Raw genomic sequence first — 20,117 nt, 5'->3', positions numbered from 1 at the left:
AGGATTTACATAATATGGGGATTATGATATGGTTGCTATGAAAGCGCATTCAATATCTTGTATATTGAACTTGCAATTACCATTTTTGACATGGGAGGAAGGGAAAGGATGAAAAATTTAATCAAGAAGGCAAGCGTAATGATGCTGGCATTTACTCTGCTGCTTGGATTAATGACAGCACCGCCCGTTCATGCAGACAACGCACTTTTCACAATTGAAAGCGAAAATGCTCAGCTCACCTCCGATCTTCAAGTGACGACCCAAATTTACGGACAACAGAAGCCCGGATACTCCGGAAGTGGATTTGTCTGGATGCAGAATTCCGGTACCATTACCTTTACAGTGACTGTCCCTGAAACCGGAATGTATACGATCTCCACCCGCTATATGCAGGAGCTTAGTCCTGACGGCAGGCAGCAATCTTTAACCGTTAATGGCGTTACGAAGGGTTCGTATATGCTGCCCTATACGACCAATTGGGCGGATTTCGATTTTGGCTATCACAAGCTGAATCAAGGAAGCAACACCATTCAGTTGAAGGCAGGTTGGGGATTCGCTTATTTTGATACCTTCACTGTGGATTATGCTGCTCTTGATCCTTTGAATGTGCAGCCTGTCCTCGCCGACTCTGAGGCCACAGCGGAAACACAACTTCTGATGAATTATTTAACAGAGGTTTACGGCAATCATATGCTCTCCGGCCAGCAGGAGATATACGGAGGCGGAAATGACGGCAATTCCGAGCTGGAGTTTGATTGGATTCACAATTTAACCGGAAAGTATCCGGCCATTCGCGGGTTCGATTTTCTGAACTATAATCCGCTTTACGGCTGGGAGGATGGTACAACCGCCCGGATGATCGATTGGGTGAACAACCGGGGCGGGATCGCAACAAGCAGCTGGCATATTACTGTACCCCGAAATTTCACGGCCTATCAGCTTGGAGAGTTTGTGGAATGGAAAGAAGCCACCTACAAACCGACGGAAACCAATTTCAATACAGCGAGTGCGGTGATTCCCGGCACGAAAGAATATCAATACGTGATGATGGCCATTGAGGATTTGGCAGAGCAACTGGAGATTCTGCAAAATAACAATGTGCCGGTGATCTTCCGACCCTTCCATGAGGCGGAGGGCAACGGCGGATTGAATGGGGAAGGTGCATGGTTCTGGTGGGCTTCGGCAGGCGCGGAGGTGTATAAGCAGCTATGGGATCTGATCTATACCGAGCTTACAGAGACATACGACTTGCACAACTTGATCTGGACCTACAACAGTTATGTGTATAGCACTTCTCCCGCATGGTATCCCGGCGGCGATCAGGTGGATATTATCGGATACGATAAATACAATACCATTTACAACCGCTATGACGGCTTGTCCGGTGTCCCCAATGAGGATGCTATTACCTCTATTTTTTATCAGCTTGTTGATTTGACGGGCGGCACGAAAATGGTGGCCATGACGGAGAACGACACCGTCCCAAGCGTAATGAATCTGACAGAGGAGAAAGCAGGATGGCTCTACTTCTTGCCTTGGTATGGGGAACATCTCATGAGCTCTGCCTTCAATTACCCAGCGACCTTAACAACACTGTACCAAAGCGACTATGTCATTACGCTCGATGAGCTGCCCGATTTAAAGGTTGAAAATCCAATTCCAAACGCGTCCATCACACCAGCAACCGTCGAATTTGACAAGTATGCCCCCAATCAAATCGACCCAGCGATAACCGTGAATTCAAATGGAAATACGTTAATCGCTCTCCGCGCAGGAGCCAATGCCTTGTTAGCGAATCAGGATTATACCTTGAGTGGAAATACGCTGCTGCTGAAAAAAGCATTTCTGGCGACGCTGCCGATTGGCGAGCATTCGATTGTCTTTGATTTCAATCAAGGTCAAGATCCCGTATTAAAAGTCAAAATTGTTGACACAACACCGAGCGCATCCATTGCACCCGTGAGTGCAGCATTTGATAAAGCGGCAACTCTAGCGCAGGATATTATCGTCGCCCTTACCTTAAACGGGCACCAGCTTGTAAGTATCTCAAATGGAAATTATACCCTTCTATCGGGCCAGGATTATACGGCATCAAGCGCTGGTGTCGTTCTGAGCAAATCTTATCTTTCCACACTGCCGCTGGGCCAGAATGCCATAACCTTTCATTTCAGCGGAGGAAATCAAGCTATATTAACGCTAAATGTTGTGGACAGCGGTGTTTCCGTACCCGCGGGAGAGCTGACGGTCCAAGCCTTTAACGGCAATACGAGTGCCTCCACCAACGGAATTTCACCCAAATTCAAAGTAGTTAACACCGGTGATGCAGCCATTCAGCTCAGTGATGTGTTGCTCCGGTATTATTATACGATTGACGGGGAGAGAAATCAGAGTTTCTGGATCGACTGGGCCAGTATCGGAAATGCGAATGTAACCGGCAAATTCGTCAAACTGGCGACTCCGGTTGAGGGTGCCGATTATGCTTTGGAAATTGGCTTTACGACCTCAGCTGGAACACTGAATCCCGGCCAGAGCGCAGAAATTCAAGCACGCTTCTCCAAAACCGACTGGTCCAATTACAACCAAGCGGGCGATTACTCGTTCAAGGCATCCAGCAATCAGTTCGTAAACAATGAACAGGTTGTCGGCTATATGAATGGTCAGCTCGTATGGGGAATTGAGCCGTAAGTAGGTAACAAAAGGGTTGGATCGGGGATATCCCTGCTCGAACCCTTTTTGTTGTGTTAGGGGTCTCTGCGAGCTTCATCGTGATGTAACGTTGCCTTTCAGCAGTCTTGTCGTCGAAAGACGACGGATGGTCCATCTTTTTTTCTTAAAAAGCAGCTGTTTCTTTATTTTGAACAGCCAATGTTTAATTTATCTGCTTATGGAAAGGGCTTTCATCGGTTATGGTTACATTGTAAATCGAATCATGCGAGGAGAGATGGAACGATGGCATTAACAAAAGGAACAAAAGCAGCTGTCCGTAAATGGACAGCCGTTGCTTTAACCGCTTCTATGCTCATCACCATGATGCCGCTTGCTGCGTATGCCGGCGACACATGGCCATTCAAGGGGGAAAGCGCACACGGCAGCAATCAGCCAAGCGTCCACGGCTATACGAGTGGCCAAATTGCGAATTGGAGCCCGGCAACAGACCCGGGTGCCGAGAAGCTGCGTTCAAAGGTGCCGCTGCAAAACCGGATTTTGCCGTTTGCCAGCACACAGGCAAAGCCGACGCTGAGCACCAATGTGAAGATGATGAATGTCGCAGGGGATTATGGCAATGCTTTTATCGAAAATGCGCCATATACGAACAAGTTTGCCCAGTATCATTTCAACTTCTGGCAATACATTGACTATTATTCTTATTGGCATGGAACTGCAAGCGCTTACACTCCGCCTGAATATTACGATGATTTGGCCCAATCGAATTGGCAGCAAAAATGGTTTGAATTCGGCATGCTGAACATCCCTAACCCAACGTATACGGATGCCGCGCATAAAAACGGCGTCCTCTCCCTCGCTGGCGTTTTTTTCTCCAACAATGACCGCGGCCAGCAAACCTACAAACAAATGATTGTAAAAGACAGCAGCGGAAATTTCCCAGTCGCCCAAAAAATGATTGAAATGGCCGATTATTTTGGCTATGACGGCTATTTTATGAACCAGGAGGAATTGTCGCCCAACGTTGCGACAGCTGACATTCCTGCGTATATTGAATTTCTGAAAGTGCTGCAAAGCGGCGGCCTTTACGTGCAATGGTATGACTCGTTGAGTACGTCTACAGGGGCAAATACGTTTGCCCGCACGTTCAACAATAACAATATTTCGATGCTGCATGACAAGGTGAATCACCAAGCGGTCACCAATTCCTTTTTCTTTGACTATGGTGTAGGCAATACGCAAATTAACAGCGCGAATACTTATCTAGCCAGCTACAATGCCGCAAATGGTACAGCCTATACGATTTTTGATATCGGCTTTGCGGGACTAGAGGCAGGCAGAGACCGTTTTTCTTCTGCACAGGGAACGGCACTTTCGAGCAAGCTGAGCAGCGGGCTGCCCCGTCTAAGTCTGGCTACGCTCGGTGCGGACTTTGTCCATGCGGGCTTGGATGAGGATATGGGGCAAAGCTGGCCGGTGAGCCACCGATCGGAAAACAACTACCAATGGATGACGAATGTGCGTGATCAGCTGTGGTGGTCGGGCCCGAATTTGAATCCGAAAAATACGACGGTTTCCGCTGCGAACACGGCAGCCGACGTCTATGCGGACAACCGCTATTGGCCGGGAATCGCCTCGGTCATTGCGGAGCGCTCCGTTATTGGCAGTACGAACTTTTACACGAATTTCAATACGGGCCATGGCCTTTCCTATTACAAGGACGGTGCGGTCTCGGGTAACAGCGAGTGGTCCAATATGAGCCTGCAGGATGTGCCCGTCACTTGGCAGTGGTGGCAGGATACGACAGGCAATCGTCTGACGGTGGACTATGACTACGGCACAAAATATGATTTTTCGGCTACGCAGCGTTATCAATATGAAAAGCTGGGCGGCTACAATGGCGGCAGCTCGCTTGTGCTGAACGGCAACCTAAACGCCGAAAATTTCCTGCGTCTGTTCAAAACCGATTTGAGCGTAAATGCAAACTCCAAGCTGTCGATCACATATAACAAGCCATCGGCTAATGATGCATCGGCTGCTTATATCGGCCTTATTTTTAAAGATAATCCGAGTCAGGTCGTGAAGGTTGCCATTCCAAATGCCGGCAGCAAGACGAATGGCTGGATTACGCAGCAGCTTGAGCTTGGCGCCTATGCGGGCAAATCGCTTGCCGCTTTCGGGCTTGTCGTTGCTCCAGGGTCAAGCGCGATTGCGGGTTATCAGCTCAATGTGGGGCAAATTCGCATTTTCGACGGTTCGGCGATTAAGCCTGCAGCTCCTTCTGGCCTTGCCATTACGGAAGCCTTTGTGGACACAGGGGAAATGAACATTAAGTGGAATATGGATACCGACTACAGCAAGGTTAAGCAATACGATATCTATATCAATGACGTCTATGTAGGCGGCAAATATGATGAAGTGTTTTATATAAAAGCTCTTCCGTCGACAGCAGGCACGCTGAAGGTCGTTCCGATTGGGGCGGACGGATTGGAGGGCTTTGCCGCAACGCTTCCTTTTAATTTGAATGCGGCACCTTCCGGCATTAGCGTGAATTCTCAGGAAAATGGCCAGTTGTCGGTGAGCTGGGTAAATCCGCCGAATGCAGCGGGAAATACGATGGTAAGCTTGCGTTCGCTGAACTGGATTACGACGGCGCAGCCTATTGTTGCCCAGCAGACGGCGGCGGCAGGAGCCACTAGCGTGACCTTCAGCAATATGCCCATTAACGGCGATGATTTTCTCGTAACGGTTACGACGGGAGGCGGAAGCTCCGTCAGCAAAAGCGGCCATTTTATTGATAAAATAGCCGAGCCTTACAGCGAGCAATGGTCCTGGAACGGCAATACGCTGAATTTGCCGATGCCAAATACGAGGGACTGGCGCTATATGTACGTGTATGAAAATGGCGTGGCGAAGTCGTTCCCGGTCACGTACATTTCCGGCAGCGCGGGCAGCTTTGCGAAAATCATTCGCGGCAGAACGACGAAGGCAAGCCTGAGCTTCACGTCGACAGCTGCCACTGTCTATATTGTGATGGAGGATTATGCGGGAAATCAATCGCAGCCGCTCTATGTTCGCAGCTAAAAATAAATTCATTTGTTAATCAGATCATCTTATACTAGTAGAAGCGGGAGGACAGGGCGATACCCTGTCTTCCTTTTCCTGTTAACGTCGATGAAGGAGCAAGCGGCAAGGGGGAAGGGATGAAGAAGCTGTATATTGATGCGATCAAAAATAATTTGTTTGTCAAAATCATGCTTGTTTTTGCTGTTATTATTGTTTGCGCCACGGCGACTCTCGCTTATTTTACAGTCGATTATATGTCCCAGTCGGTGGCTGACAATGAGCTGGAGAAGCAGAAAATGTCCATGGAGCGCGTCAATCAGCAGCTTGCTGGCAAGGCTCACGTCGTTCAGCAGCAGGTGCAGGACATTTATCGCGACCCGTCCTTTTCCTATTCCTTATCCTATTTGCTGAAGCACTCTTTTTCCGAATATATGAATTTCAAAATGGACAGCTATTACAATAATTTGGGCAGCGGTGTCGATGATTTGGATTTTTTTAAAAAAATGATTGAAAACGATGTTGATATTGCGAATATGCTGCTGTTCAGCTCCGAGAAGCAGTTTCTTTATATGTTCGGACAAAGCAATTTGACGAAGCTGTATCAGACGCAAGCGTCTAAATCCTATGTCCCGGATGCGATGGCGCTGGAAAGCAGCGTCGTATCTACGCCCAACCCGTGGGTTCGCAGGACGATTGGCCAATGGGACGACAAGCTTTTTTCCGTCAGAGTACATATTAATGAAGTAGGCACGCTGAGCAATGTCGGGCAGCTGCTCGTCTTTTTTCAAGCGGATGCATTAAAAACGGCGCTGGCGAGCGAGGGGCGGGACCGACGGGGCAATATTTTGATTTTGTCTGGAGATGGACAGGTCATTTTTGACTCTTCGGACCGATATTACGGCAAGCTCTATCCCTATGTGGACAAAATCAAATCGGTGGACAGCATCGCTTTGTTGGAGGAGGAGTCCTACATTTCCATGCTTCCGTCCAGCAGCCTCGGCTACACCGTATTTGGCATCATGCCGAAGCGGGAAGTGGAAGCGATTTATGCGCCTATGAAAAATGCGGTTATTGCAGCGAGCTTTGCGTTTATTTTGATCACGATTTCCATTCCGTCCTTTGTCGTCTTTAATTTTTCACGCCGGACGAACCGGATTATCCGCTCCATGAGGCGGGTAGAGACGGGCGATTTGACGATTCGGATTGTCGACGAGAAGGAGGATGAAATCGGGCAGCTCTCGCAAGGCTTCAACAAAATGCTCGATGAGCTTTCGCGCCATATCGACCGGGTGTATGTGGCCGAGCTGAAGCAAAAGCATACGGAGTTTGCAGCGCTGCAGGCGAGAATTAATCCTCATTTTCTCTACAATACACTTGAGGTCATTCGGATGAGAGCCCTTTCCCATGGCGCTGCCGATGTCAGCGAGATGATTTATAGTTTGGCCGTATTGTTCAAGAGCTTTGTACAGCAGCAGACCGTCGTGACGATGGAGGAGGAGTTGGAAAATTGCCGTCTTTATTTGGAGCTGTTTCGCATTCGTTACAAGGATCGTTTTGCCTATTTTATTGCCTGTGATCCCGAGCTGAAGGACCGCATGATGATTAAAATGTCGCTGCAGCCGATTGTGGAAAATTATATTGTCCATGGCCTGCGCTCGGAGGAGGAGGACAACTTGATTAAAGTAACCGCCACTCTGGAAAACGACATGGTGACGATTGTAGCGGAGGACAATGGAACAGGCATTAGCAAGGAACGGCTGGAGCAGATTAAACGGTCGCTTGGCAAGTATACGGTTCAGGAGCAGGAGGATTCGCTTGGACTGCGAAGTGTGAAAGAAAGGCTTGAATTGATTTATGGCAAAGACGGTAGATTCGACATCGAGAGCGTCCAAGGAAAAGGGACGAAGATTATTTTCAGCTTCCCGGCTTTAAGGAAAGGAGAGATGGAAAATGTACCGCGTATTTCTAGTCGATGACGAGCCGTTTATACTAGAGGGCTTATACGATGCCATAGATTGGGCAGACCATGGCCTGGAGCTGACGGGCAAAGCAGAAAATGGCCGCAAGGCGCTCGAGCTGCTGCAGCAGGTTCCCGCTGATTTGCTCATTACCGATATTTCCATGCCCATTATGAATGGGCTGGAGCTGATTCGGGCTGCGCGAGCGATCAGGCCGGAGCTGAAGGTTATTATTTTGAGCGGCTACAATGATTTTGAATATTTAAAGGAAGGCATGCAGCTAGGCATTGAAAACTATTTGCTGAAGCCGCTTAATTTCGCCGAGCTGGCCGCAACGCTTGCCCATACGGTCAAGAAGCTGGATGAAACAAGGCGAAGCAGCGCTCTTGAAGCTGAGAAAATTGATATTTTAAAAGATACGATTCTTTATCGCTGGCTGACCGCTGCGATCGATTCCATTCAATTGCAGGAGCGGGCGGCGCTGCTGGATATCCATTTCAGCGGCCGTTATATGACGACGATGCTGCTCAGAGGGGGCGGCGAGCGGGAGGACGGACTCATGCAGGAGCTGCGGCAAACGGCAAATGCCAGCCATGACAGGCTGTTTCTGCGAAATGTAGAGGGTGATGCCGTGCTTGTGTTTATGGCGGAGGAGGAAGCGGATTGCGCTGCCATGGCCCTGCAATTTGCTTTGCAGCTGAGGCAGAGAGAGGAGGCGTGCCCTTATCGGATTTCCATCGGCGCTCCTCAGGCAAGAGGAGTGCAGGAGGCGCTCAGCTATGAGCAGGCGCTGCGGGCACAGGACTATTTTTTGCTGCTGCATAAGGAAGAGATTGCTTTGTATGAGGATTATGCGGCAAAAAAGGACGAGCTGCTGCCTGATACGGAATTAAACTGGGCCAGCTACAGGAAGAAAGTTTCCGCTGCGGATACGGAGGCGCTTGTCACCGAGCTGACAGGCGACTTCCAGGCGATTCAAGCATCCGACGCGGCAACGCCAAGCAGGCTTCGCATGCTGGTGATGCAAACGCTTCTCTGGCTGCATCAGGAGATGGGAGGCGCCAATACGGTTAATGCTATTATTGCGGACCATATGAACGCTTCCTTTAACAAGGCGGCGAAGGCTTCGGAATGGGAGGAGCTGCTTGCCATTATGACAGGAACGATCCGCGACATGTCCACGATGCTTGTTAAAGAGGAGACGAACCCTACGGTCAAGCAGGTGCTGAATTACGTGGAGCAATATTTTGCCACCGATTTGTCCCTCAAGCAGCTGGCGCACAAATACCATATTCACCCGGTTTATTTAGGCAAGCTGTTTCTGAAGGAAACCGGGGAGAGCTTTACGGAATACGTCAACAAATACCGGATCGAGCAGTCCAAGCTGCTGCTCCGCACAACGGCGCAGAAGGTACACGAAATTTCCCGAAACGTCGGCTATTGGGACAGCGGTTATTTTCATAAACAGTTTAAAAAATATGTTGGCGTAACGCCAGCCGATTATAAAAGCATGTTATTTGCAGCAAGCGGCGAATCGGGTGACTCTCCTACATAAAGAGCAGCGTTGTATATGTTTATTTTGAACAGCGTTTGTTTAGTTTCTTCTCTATTTGAAAGTGCTTACATCCGATAATCTACAAGTAAGTGTTAAGCGTTAGTAAAGGGGCTACAAAAAAAGGGAGGTAACGATTGATGAGACAAAACAAAAGCTGGATGATGCTGCTCGGGGTGCTGCTTTCATTTTCGCTGCTGCTAGGGGCATGCAGCACAAACGGCGGCGCAAAAGAAACAGGTGCAACGGCGGAGAGCAGCGGCAGCGGCAACGGCGGCAATGCGGGCAAAGAGGAAACGGTGGAGCTGAGCTGGTACACAATCGGTACCCCGCAAAAGGATGTCAACCGTGTCATGGAGGAGGTCAGCAAATATACGGCTGAGAAAATTGGCGTAACGATCAAAATGACCCAAATTGATTGGGGCGACTACACGCAAAAAATGCAAATCGCTACCTCATCAGGAACGCCTATGGACATCATGTTTACTTCTTCATGGGCCTTCGATTACGTGCAAAATGCCCGTAAAGGAGCCTTTTATGAAATTGACGATTTGCTGAAGGAGCAGGGCAAAGGAATTGTGGAGACGCTTGATCCAGCCTTCCTCGAAGGCTCCAAAGTAGATGGCCACAACTACGGCATTCCGGCGAAAAAAGAGCTCCCGGCGCTTGAAGTATGGCGCTTTAACAAAACTCTGCTGGATAAATACAACCTGAGCATGGACGGCATCTACACGCTGGAAAGCATAGAGCCGCTGCTGAAGACGATTAAAGACAGCGAGCCGGACATTACTCCATTCGCTATAACGAAGGACTATATGCCGGTGCTGCCGTACGATTATTTGATCTCCAACCTGCCAATGGTTGTAAGCTTGGATAAAGGCGACTACAAAGTCTTAAATGTGCTGGAGACGCCGGAGCTTAAAGCAGCGCTTGATACGATGCACAGCTATTACAAGAAGGGCTACATTTCGCCAGAGGCGGCAACGACGAATGGGCTGGATGATACGCAAAAATCCGGCAAATGGTTCCTTGACCGCGCAGCGACGACGCCATTCGCCGATAATCTGTGGAGCGCGAGCTATGGCTATCCAGTCGTGTCAACACCAGCGAGCGAATCGATCATTTTCAACTGGTCCGTCATGGGCTCGCTGCAGGCGATTTCAGCAAATTCGGAGCATCCAGAGAAAGCAATGGCATTTTTAAACTTGCTGAACACTGATCCGGTATTGCGCAATATGATCGATTCCGGCATCGAAAACGTTCATTATAAGAAAACGGCTGACAACGCAATGGAAAACTTGGATGATTCGAAAAACTATGATATGCCAACCTTCTCGCTAGGCAATGTCACGTTGACGTATCTCAATACGGGCGATCCTGAGAACAAATGGGATGAATACAAAGTATTCAACGAAGCGGGCAAAGCAGCGCCAACGCTGGGCTTCAACTTCGATTCAACGAGCGTCACGACCGAGCTGGCATCGATTCAGAACGTCAAAGGTGAGTTCTGGTCGGCGTTAATGACGGGTACAGTTGATCCGAATGAATATTTGCCAAAAGCGATTGAGAAGTTTAAAGCAGCCGGACTGGATAAGGTAATTGCCGAAGCCCAGACCCAGCTTGATGCGTGGAAAGCGGCTAATCCTAAATAATCCGCGGAGAGGGAGAGGCGAATTTTCGGATTTGCCTCTCTTTGTTTATAACGATAATGAGTATTGAGAAGCTGGCGGTTTAAGGAGAGGAACGATATGAGCGACAAGCTGAAAATATTTTTGCGGGACATCTTTCGCAATCGGGCGATGCTCCTGATGGTACTGCCGGGCGCCCTATGGTTTTTGCTGTTTTCCTACCTGCCGATGGCGGGCACGATTATTTCCTTTAAGCAGTACAGATACAGCAAGGATGGCTTTTTTGCCAGCATCATGAATAGCAAATGGGTGGGCCTGGACAACTTCAAGTTTTTGTTCAGCACCTCGGATGCCTATATCATTACGCGCAATACGGTGCTCTATAATGCGGCGTTTATTATTTTAGGGCTCATTTTGGCCGTAGCGATGGCGATTATTTTAGTTGAATTGACGAACAGGCGGCTGAGCAAGTTTTTTCAAACGGCGATGTTTATGCCTTATTTTTTATCGTGGGTTATTGTCGGCTATTTTGTATTCAGCTTTCTCAGCTTTGATAAAGGGCTGATTAATAAAACGTTCGAATGGATGGGCATGGAGCGGATCAATTGGTATTCGGAGCCTGCCAAATGGCCATTTATCCTCATATTGGTCAACCTGTGGAAGCTCGTCGGCTACAACAGCGTCGTGTATTTGGCGGCTATTATGGGAATTGACCGCTCGCTTTATGAGGCTGCGATGATTGACGGTGCAGGCAAATGGAAGCAAATTACGAATATTACGATTCCGCTGCTCGCTCCGGTCATATCGATTATGACGCTGCTCGCTGTCGGAAAAATCTTTTACGCGGATTTTGGACTCTTTTATCAGGTGCCAAGGGATTCGGGCCTGCTCTATTCGATGACCAACGTCATTGATACGTATGTGTTCCGAGGCTTAAAAGTGAACGGCGAAATCGGCATGAGCACAGCTGCCGGGCTATATCAGTCCTTCGTCGGATTTCTGCTTGTTCTATTGTCCAACTACATCGTCAGAAGAAAAAACAAGGATAATGCCTTGTTTTAAACGAAGGAGGAGCTTTAGGTGCCCATCAAAAAAACAAGGCGTTTCGATCAAATCTCACCTGCTGCCAACTTTCTCCTGAGCCTGCTGACAGGTGCTATTGCGATTGCCTGCGTCTTTCCTTTTCTGTTCGTCGTCATCATTTCATTTACGAATGAAAAATCGCTCGCCTCGAACGGCTACCGGATTATTCCGAAGGAATGGAGCCTGGAGGCGTACCAATATATATTCCGGACAGGCGAGGCGCTGCTGCGCTCGTATGGCGTTACGATTTTTGTAACGGTCGTCGGGACACTGCTGAGCCTTGTCATTATTACGCTTTATGCGTATGCCATTTTTCAGAGAAGCTTTAAATATCGCCGCTTTTTCAGCTTTTTTGCGATTTTTACGATGCTGTTCAATGGCGGCATGGTGCCGACCTTTATCGTCGTTACGCAGCTGCTGCATATGAAGGATACGATATGGGCGCTCATTATGCCGATGCTCGTCAATGCGTTTTATATTCTCATTATGCGAACATTTTTCAGTACGATGGTGCCAACCGCCATTATTGAATCGGGAAAAATCGATGGGGCGAGCGAGCTGCAAACGTTTATTCGGCTCGTGCTGCCGCTGTCGCTTCCCGGCCTTGCGACGATTGGCCTATTCAATACGCTCGGCTATTGGAATGACTGGTTTAATGCGCTCTTGTACATCGACACGCCTAATCTGGTGCCGCTGCAATCGATGCTGATGCGAATTGAAACGAGCATGCAGTTTATTATGCAAAACTCAACCAATGCTTCGCTTAGCACCGGCATTTTGCAGGACATGCCGCAGGATACGTCGCGGATGGCGATGGTCGTGCTGGCGACGGGACCGATCGTGCTCGCTTATCCTTTTTTCCAGCGCTACTTCGTTCAAGGGCTGACTATAGGGGCGGTAAAGGAATAAAAGGGCGGTGAAAAAAGCGTAGCGGAATGAAAAGGTTGAGCGGAAGAAGCGCCAGCGTTCGCTTTTACACTTAAAATTTAACCTATTGTAGCTGATTCAAAGAAATTCAAGGGTAATGGCGATCGTAAGCCCAGCTTTTCATGCAGCGCAGCCTCTTTTTCACCATACGTTTTCACTAGACGTTTAGGCTTGCAATGATTTTCACGTTCCGCTATACTGTCTATAATCTAATACATGTTATACGTTGATAGAGCGCAGTAGCAGCTTTGTCCCTGTTGCAGAAAGTCAGGGGTTGATGAGACCTGACACATACATGGGCTGCGAATTACACTCTGGAGTATCTTGGGTAATGCCAAGCGGCAGGGCGAACGATATTTCGCCAAAAGCGGCATGAGCAGCTTTTTTTCAAGCTGTTTGTGCAAGTTGGGTGGTACCACGGTTATTCAATCGTCCCTATGTCTCCAGTAGACGAGGGGCGATTTTTTGTTGCCCAAGGTGAAACGGCTGTCGCCGTCCTCTGGCGGCGCGGCGCGTTTCAGTCCGAGAAATATAAGCCTATTTATAAGTGCAAAACTTATAAATTCTTATATTTCAAGCAAAAACGACTTCGTCGTCCTTCTGGGACGTGCGAAGAGCTTTGTCGGAGAAATATAAGCCTATTTATACGTGAAAAACTTATAAATTTTTATATTTCAAGGTGAAACGGCTATCGCCGTTCTTTGGCGGCGCGGCTCGTTTCATTCCGAGAAATTTAAGCCCATTTATAAGTGCAAAACTTATAAATTCTTATATTTTGAAAAAGCCTAGCCCAGTGCGTTATTGTGCTCATTAACGTAAATCATGACCACTATTATCGAATGGAAAAGGGGTTGTTTGCTTTGAATATTATGGATGAACTCGAATGGCGCGATGCCATTAACCAGCAGACGGATGCGGAGGGACTTCGCGAGCTGACGAATACGAAGGCAGTGTCGCTATACTGTGGCGTTGACCCGACAGGCGACAGCATGCATATCGGCCACTTGATTCCGTTTATGATGCTGAAGCGTTTCCAGCTCGCAGGCCATCGCCCAGTTATTCTGATTGGCGGAGCGACAGGAACGATTGGCGATCCGAGCGGACGCCAAACGGAGCGCTCGCTGCAAACGCTGGAGCAGGTACAGGCGAATGTCGATGCTTTGAGTGCTCAGCTGAAAAAGCTTTTTATGACCGACGGCGACAATCAGGTGCGCATGGTCAACAACTACGACTGGACGCACAAAATCAATGTCATTGAATTTTTGCGCGACTTCGGTAAAAACTTCAGCATCAATACGATGCTGGCGAAGGACGTCGTCTCCAGCAGACTCGATAGCGGCATCTCGTTTACCGAGTTTTCGTACCAAATTTTGCAGTCGCTCGACTACTTGCACCTGTTCCAGAACGAGGATGTGCAGCTGCAAATCGGCGGTTCCGATCAATGGGGCAACATTACGAGCGGCCTTGACCTCATCCGGAAAAAAGAAGGCGCAGAAGCGAAAGCGTTCGGCCTGACAATTCCGCTCATGCTGAAAGCCGACGGCACGAAATTCGGCAAAACGGCGGGCGGCGCGATCTGGCTTGACCCGAATAAAACGACGCCATTCGAGTTTTACCAGTTCTGGGCGAATACCGATGACCGCGATGTCGTGAAATACTTGAAGTTCTTCACGTTCCTGAGCAAAGCGGAAATTGAAGCGCTTGAGGAGAAGGTGCAAACCGAGCCTCATAAACGCGAGGCGCAGAAGGCGCTGGCAGAGGAAATGACGAAATTCGTGCACGGCGAGGACATGCTGGAGCAGGCGAAGCGCATTACAGCAGCGCTGTTCAGCGGCGATATTCGCTCGCTGACAGCGGATGAAATTGAGCAGGGCTTTAAAGAAATGCCGACCTTCACAGCAAACGGAGAGCCGAAAAACATCGTCGACTGGCTCGTCGATCTCGGCATTGAGCCTTCGAAGCGCCAAGCGCGCGAGGATATTACGAAGGGCGCTATCTCCATGAACGGCGAGAAGGTGACGGAGCTGGAGTTTACCGTTACAGCTGAGCATGCGATTGGCGGACGGTTCATCATTATCCGCAAAGGCAAAAAAAGCTACAGCTTAGTGAAGCTGAGCTAGAATAGGAAGCATGGAGCATGGAGCATGGAGCATGGAGCATGGAGCATGGAGCATGGAGCAAGAAGCATACTTCTTTTTCGCGGCCTGACGATCCGCTATTTTAAGCTTTTGGTTGATTTCAGCGCTTGAGCGGACAGGAAATCCGTTATCTATGGGAATTTTGCACAGAAGCGGGGCATTCGCAGCCATTAGCGGCTCCTGAGTCCGCGAACCTCTCCATCAAGCGTTGTTTGGGGAAAATAGCGGCATCTCTGTCCGCCAAAGATTCGGATTGAACCATTGCCCGGTCAAATAGGGACGGTGTAAATATAGCCAAACAGTGTAAGGAGCTGTTTGGCTATATTTTTTAACTAGTCATGAGGAATTTCGTTATCTTGCTCTTTCATTCTCGGAGGCTTACAGCCTTGGTCACTTGAGGTATAGTAAGGATAAGACGAACGAAATGGAATAGCGGGGGGATGGAAATGGCCAAAACGATAAGGGAAGAGCTGCTTATGCGTGCGGAGGCGGATTATCAGAAGTTCGCTGCGTCGCTGATTCCGAATATTAGCAATGTAATGGGAGTCCGGCTGCCGGAGCTGCGCAAGCTTGCAGCGGAAATTGCGAAGGGCGACTGGCGCGCCTATTTGGCGGAGGCGGACGATGAATTTTTCGAGGAGGTCATGCTGCAAGGCATGGTCATTGGCCTCGTGAAGACGGATATGAAGGAGCTTCAGCGCTATATTGCTGATTTTGTGCCGAAAATCAACAACTGGTCCGTCTGCGACAGCTTCTGTGCGGGGCTGAAGGTGACCAAAAAACATGAGCAGGAAATATGGGATTTTATCCAGCCGTATTTTGCTTCGGAGCAGGAGTACGATTTGCGTTTTGCCGCGGTTATGCTGCTTAATTTTTATGTAATGGAGGAATATTTGGAGCGGGTGCTTCAGCGGCTCGATCAGATTGACCATCCTGCGTATTATGTGAAAATGGCCGTCGCATGGGCGCTATCCATTTGCTATATCAAGCAACCGGAGCCGACGATGGCCTATTTGAAAAATAATGCGCTCGACACTTTCACGTATAACAAAGCGCTGCAAAAAATAACCGAATCGTACCGCATCGATCCGGATACGAAAGCGATTATCCGCAGCATGAAGCGGAAAGTCGTGAAAAGCTAATGCTGCAGAAGAAAAGTATAGAGGAGTAAAGTAGAGCAAAGCTGAAAAGCCTGCTTTCTGCAAGCTGGAGGGGTTACGATGAAAAGTGAGCTTTTATATAAGCAGCCGAAGACGCTGCTCAATAAAGGAACCGGCTTTCTGTCAGGCTACAGCCATTCGCTCAATCCTTATACAGGCTGCGCATTTGCTTGCTCATATTGCTATGTGCGTGGCATGCCGGTGTCTATCTTCCGTGGACAGGAATGGGGAAGTTGGGTTGATGTCAAGCTGAATGCTGCCGAACTGCTAAAGAAAGAGCTGCGAAAAGCGAAGGGGCCGGTGACGATTTTTATGTCCTCCAGTACGGACCCGTATCAGCCAGCCGAATATAAGGAGCAGGTGACTCGCTCCTTGCTGGAGGCGATGGCGGAGGAACCGCCGGACTTTTTGCTAGTTCAGACGAGAAGCCCGCTGGTCACTCGCGATATCGATTTGCTGCTGCGCCTGGGAAGTCGGGTACGCGTCAGTATGACGGTGGAGACGGATTTGGAGGCGATTCGCAAGCATTTTTCACCGATGGCTCCGCCTATTCAAGCTCGATTGAAAGCTTTAAAATTATTGAAGGAAGCAGGAGTGCCAACTCAGGCGGCGGTTGCTCCATTGCTGCCAAGCAGCGAGGCATTTGCGGACAAGCTAGCTCCGCTCGTGGATCGGGTGTGCATAGACGATTATTTTATGGGTGACGGAAGCGGCGGTAAACGAACTAAGCGACTTGGACTAGAGACACTGTATGCGCAGCTGGGAGCAGAGGAATGGAATGAGCCTTCGGCTTACGAGACTGTTTATCGGCAGTTCCGTGAGGTATTTGCGGAAGAGCAGCTTTTTATAAGTCAGGCGGGGTTTGAGCCTTGAGAGGGTGAATTTTCACAGGAAATGATTGTAAGTGGCAGATTTGGATGCTAGGATAAAAGAGGAGTGTCGCGCGAACGTTAAGCTCCCATGAAAACCCCGGGAGTTTCGCACATTGCGCCAGATCAGGGAAAACTCGGATTTTTATTTCCATGGGCATTAGGAAATGGAGTTGAATGAAGAGGTTCGCGGAAATGTACCATTTTCCCCTTGCTGCGCAAGGCTTCATGAGATATGCTGTCGCTCTCCGTGCGAGAGCGTGGATTGAAACGCTTGATATGGTTACGATTAAACGATTCCAGCTATGTCGCTCTCCGTGCGAGAGCGTGGATTGAAACAGGCGAAAAAGAATTTTTAAAAAGGGCTTGCAACAGTCGCTCTCCGTGCGAGAGCGTGGATTGAAACCAATATAAGACAAGAATCAGTTTTTGTCTAGTTGCGTCGCTCTCCGTGCGAGAGCGTGGATTGAAACCTGGTGTTAATCGCCATCTTGTTTTACTGGTGGTACAGTCGCTCTCCGTGCGAGAGCGTGGATTGAAACACGCGGCTAACCCCCTACACCGCATTGAACAGGTGGGTCGCTCTCCGTGCGAGAGCGTGGATTGAAACCAAAAGTCGGGATTGGTAATAACCTTATCCCATAGTCGCTCTCCGTGCGAGAGCGTGGATTGAAACTTTTTGTTCTACTTGCAACTTGCCGTTGTCGATCGTCGCTCTCCGTGCGAGAGCGTGGATTGAAACCGCCTACAATCCCGACAACAGCCCCAACGGTAATGTCGCTCTCCGTGCGAGAGCGTGGATTGAAACTTCGCAAGGTTTCGGAATACGTGGGAGCCGAAAGTCGCTCTCCGTGCGAGAGCGTGGATTGAAACATAACCTCTCCCCCATCGTTGAACCTCTCTCCTCCGTCGCTCTCCGTGCGAGAGCGTGGATTGAAACTTCCAGTTGTTTCCATATATGCAAAAACACCACGTCGCTCTCCGTGCGAGAGCGTGGATTGAAACGTGTAATTTCTTACACTTCGTACACATGACTATTGGTCGCTCTCCGTGCGAGAGCGTGGATTGAAACATCTGCTCCGTTGGGAGCTTTGCCTGAAGGTTAGCGTCGCTCTCCGTGCGAGAGCGTGGATTGAAACTCTATAATCATCCATTCAAGAAACTGGTATTCAAGGTCGCTCTCCGTGCGAGAGCGTGGATTGAAACTTTAAAGGTTTTTCCGAAAGAACTCTATCGTATGGCGTCGCTCTCCGTGCGAGAGCGTGGATTGAAACATCGTTATGCGATTTTCAAACTGTATCAAACGCGTCGCTCTCCGTGCGAGAGCGTGGATTGAAACATGGCCGTAAGCATCTCTTCCAGCAAATCATAAAGTCGCTCTCCGTGCGAGAGCGTGGATTGAAACAGACGATTCGCTGTCGGCACTCCAGCAGCGTTTAACGTCGCTCTCCGTGCGAGAGCGTGGATTGAAACAAGTATTCACTCGTATCCGTCCGCAGCATGTTTGGGTCGCTCTCCGTGCGAGAGCGTGGATTGAAACTTTTACGATGAGTCGGGCAGTTTAGTTAAGACGAGTCGCTCTCCGTGCGAGAGCGTGGATTGAAACCAACTGCCTACGACGCATTAAAACATCATGTTCGTGTCGCTCTCCGTGCGAGAGCGTGGATTGAAACTAGTTTTTGCAACTCAATCTGAAGGATTCGGGTTCTGGTCGCTCTCCGTGCGAGAGCGTGGATTGAAACTCACATGCTGTATTTAACCGTAGTGGAATATTACCGTCGCTCTCCGTGCGAGAGCGTGGATTGAAACAAACTTTCACCCCCTTATGGCTGATATTGATCCGTCGCTCTCCGTGCGAGAGCGTGGATTGAAACTGGGTACTCCAAAGGCTCAACCATGTTGTAGGTGTGTCGCTCTCCGTGCGAGAGCGTGGATTGAAACTGGGTACTCCAAAGGCTCAACCATGTTGTAGGTGGTCGCTCTCCGTGCGAGAGCGTGGATTGAAACTATTAAAGATTTTTTGTTTGGTGTGATGAGTCGATGTCGCTCTCCGTGCGAGAGCGTGGATTGAAACGCATCGAACAATAATTTACAAAGGAATGATGAGATGTCGCTCTCCGTGCGAGAGCGTGGATTGAAACTACGCAAGGTTTCCGAATATGTTGGTGCTGAAAGTGTCGCTCTCCGTGCGAGAGCGTGGATTGAAACGTTAATGCGTATGACTGAACACGGTTTCCGATTTGGTCGCTCTCCGTGCGAGAGCGTGGATTGAAACCTAATTACGACGAACGGGCGATATTTTTAGGCGGTCGCTCTCCGTGCGAGAGCGTGGATTGAAACATAGTTTTCCAGGATACGCCGTTTAATGCCGTTAAGTCGCTCTCCGTGCGAGAGCGTGGATTGAAACATAATCCGGTCTAGGATCGACTTATACGGATTTTTGTCGCTCTCCGTGCGAGAGCGTGGATTGAAACACCTTTATAATACATTTTGACAACGGACGTAGTAGGTCGCTCTCCGTGCGAGAGCGTGGATTGAAACGTTATTTAATTGCCTTAAGTGTAGGCAATTTTCCCGTCGCTCTCCGTGCGAGAGCGTGGATTGAAACTTGACTCGATCAAGTACCGCCGATCCTCCGCTAACGTCGCTCTCCGTGCGAGAGCGTGGATTGAAACATGGGAGAGGACACAAAACCCTACTTGTACGTGTGGTCGCTCTCCGTGCGAGAGCGTGGATTGAAACTCCGTTCCCTCAATACCAGCTGCTAAGCCAGCCCCGGTCGCTCTCCGTGCGAGAGCGTGGATTGAAACCGGAATGTCCCCACCGCCATTCATCGCTATGACCTGTCGCTCTCCGTGCGAGAGCGTGGATTGAAACAATACTATAAGTATGCGACGGAAAAGAAGGCAGATGTCGCTCTCCGTGCGAGAGCGTGGATTGAAACTATCAATATATGGTATAATCTGTATCTCTGTCAATAGAGTAGACACAAGAAACCGAGATTTTTAAGCTGCCTTTCGGTACCTGCGTTCGCATTCATTGGGAGTGAGATACCCGATGGTCGAGTGAATG

The 20,117-nt window shown here is 49.1% G+C and carries 10 protein-coding genes, 1 CRISPR repeat array and 1 other annotated feature; all 10 genes read left to right on the top strand.

The window, feature by feature from the left end; genetic code table 11:
* Positions 1-108 precede the first annotated feature (108 nt).
* The 10 genes from ASF12_RS13360 to ASF12_RS13315 all read left to right on the top strand — a co-directional run bounded on the left by ASF12_RS13360 (position 109) and on the right by ASF12_RS13315 (position 17,049).
* Positions 109-2,685 (top strand): glycosyl hydrolase, encoded by a 2,577-nt coding sequence (locus ASF12_RS13360; protein ID WP_056035287.1) that lies wholly within the window; start codon positions 109-111, stop codon positions 2,683-2,685.
* A 264-nt stretch (positions 2,686-2,949) separates the two neighbouring features.
* Entirely contained in the window at positions 2,950-5,748 is a 2,799-nt protein-coding gene (locus tag ASF12_RS13355) for an endo-beta-N-acetylglucosaminidase (RefSeq protein WP_056035285.1), read from the top strand.
* Positions 5,749-5,867: 119 nt separating this feature from the next.
* Positions 5,868-7,706: a sensor histidine kinase gene (locus tag ASF12_RS13350; protein WP_056035282.1), complete on the top strand. Its 1,839-nt coding sequence runs from the start codon at positions 5,868-5,870 to the stop codon at positions 7,704-7,706.
* Positions 7,681-9,243: a response regulator transcription factor gene (locus tag ASF12_RS13345; protein WP_056035280.1), complete on the top strand. Its 1,563-nt coding sequence runs from the start codon at positions 7,681-7,683 to the stop codon at positions 9,241-9,243. Before ASF12_RS13350 ends, ASF12_RS13345 begins: the two co-directional genes overlap by 26 nt.
* Positions 9,244-9,377: 134 nt before the next feature.
* Positions 9,378-10,892: an ABC transporter substrate-binding protein gene (locus ASF12_RS13340; RefSeq protein WP_056035277.1), complete on the top strand. Its 1,515-nt coding sequence runs from the start codon at positions 9,378-9,380 to the stop codon at positions 10,890-10,892.
* A 96-nt stretch (positions 10,893-10,988) separates the two neighbouring features.
* The gene (locus tag ASF12_RS13335; RefSeq protein ID WP_056035275.1) at positions 10,989-11,930 is read left to right on the top strand and encodes an ABC transporter permease; all 942 of its coding nucleotides are present in this window, start codon (positions 10,989-10,991) and stop codon (positions 11,928-11,930) included.
* Between the two features lie 51 nt (positions 11,931-11,981).
* Entirely contained in the window at positions 11,982-12,860 is an 879-nt protein-coding gene (locus ASF12_RS13330) for a carbohydrate ABC transporter permease (RefSeq protein WP_235533157.1), read from the top strand.
* 235 nt (positions 12,861-13,095) lie between these two features.
* Positions 13,096-13,318 (top strand) — a binding site (T-box leader).
* 420 nt (positions 13,319-13,738) lie between these two features.
* Positions 13,739-14,998 (top strand): tyrosine--tRNA ligase, encoded by a 1,260-nt coding sequence (tyrS, locus tag ASF12_RS13325; RefSeq protein ID WP_056035269.1) that lies wholly within the window; start codon positions 13,739-13,741, stop codon positions 14,996-14,998.
* Positions 14,999-15,462: 464 nt separating this feature from the next.
* Positions 15,463-16,158: a DNA alkylation repair protein gene (locus ASF12_RS13320; RefSeq protein ID WP_056035266.1), complete on the top strand. Its 696-nt coding sequence runs from the start codon at positions 15,463-15,465 to the stop codon at positions 16,156-16,158.
* A 78-nt stretch (positions 16,159-16,236) separates the two neighbouring features.
* A complete protein-coding gene (locus ASF12_RS13315; RefSeq protein WP_056035257.1) occupies positions 16,237-17,049 on the top strand; it encodes an SPL family radical SAM protein in 813 nt (270 codons plus the stop codon).
* Positions 17,050-17,285: 236 nt separating this feature from the next.
* Positions 17,286-19,989: direct repeats of the CRISPR family, unit length 32 nt; unit sequence GTCGCTCTCCGTGCGAGAGCGTGGATTGAAAC.
* Positions 19,990-20,117: the final 128 nt, after the last annotated feature.

This window comes from Paenibacillus sp. Leaf72 (assembly GCF_001422685.1).
Taxonomy (GTDB): Bacteria; Bacillota; Bacilli; order Paenibacillales; family Paenibacillaceae; genus Pristimantibacillus.
Note: the sequence above shows the minus strand (reverse complement) of the source record. Positions and strands in the feature narration are given on the sequence as shown.

Coding starts and splice junctions, on each gene's coding strand:
- ASF12_RS13360 (WP_056035287.1), top strand. CDS start 109: ATGAAAAATTTAATCAAGAAGGCAAGCGTAATGATGCTGGCATTTACT.
- ASF12_RS13355 (WP_056035285.1), top strand. CDS start 2,950: ATGGCATTAACAAAAGGAACAAAAGCAGCTGTCCGTAAATGGACAGCC.
- ASF12_RS13350 (WP_056035282.1), top strand. CDS start 5,868: ATGAAGAAGCTGTATATTGATGCGATCAAAAATAATTTGTTTGTCAAA.
- ASF12_RS13345 (WP_056035280.1), top strand. CDS start 7,681: ATGTACCGCGTATTTCTAGTCGATGACGAGCCGTTTATACTAGAGGGC.
- ASF12_RS13335 (WP_056035275.1), top strand. CDS start 10,989: ATGAGCGACAAGCTGAAAATATTTTTGCGGGACATCTTTCGCAATCGG.
- ASF12_RS13320 (WP_056035266.1), top strand. CDS start 15,463: ATGGCCAAAACGATAAGGGAAGAGCTGCTTATGCGTGCGGAGGCGGAT.
- ASF12_RS13315 (WP_056035257.1), top strand. CDS start 16,237: ATGAAAAGTGAGCTTTTATATAAGCAGCCGAAGACGCTGCTCAATAAA.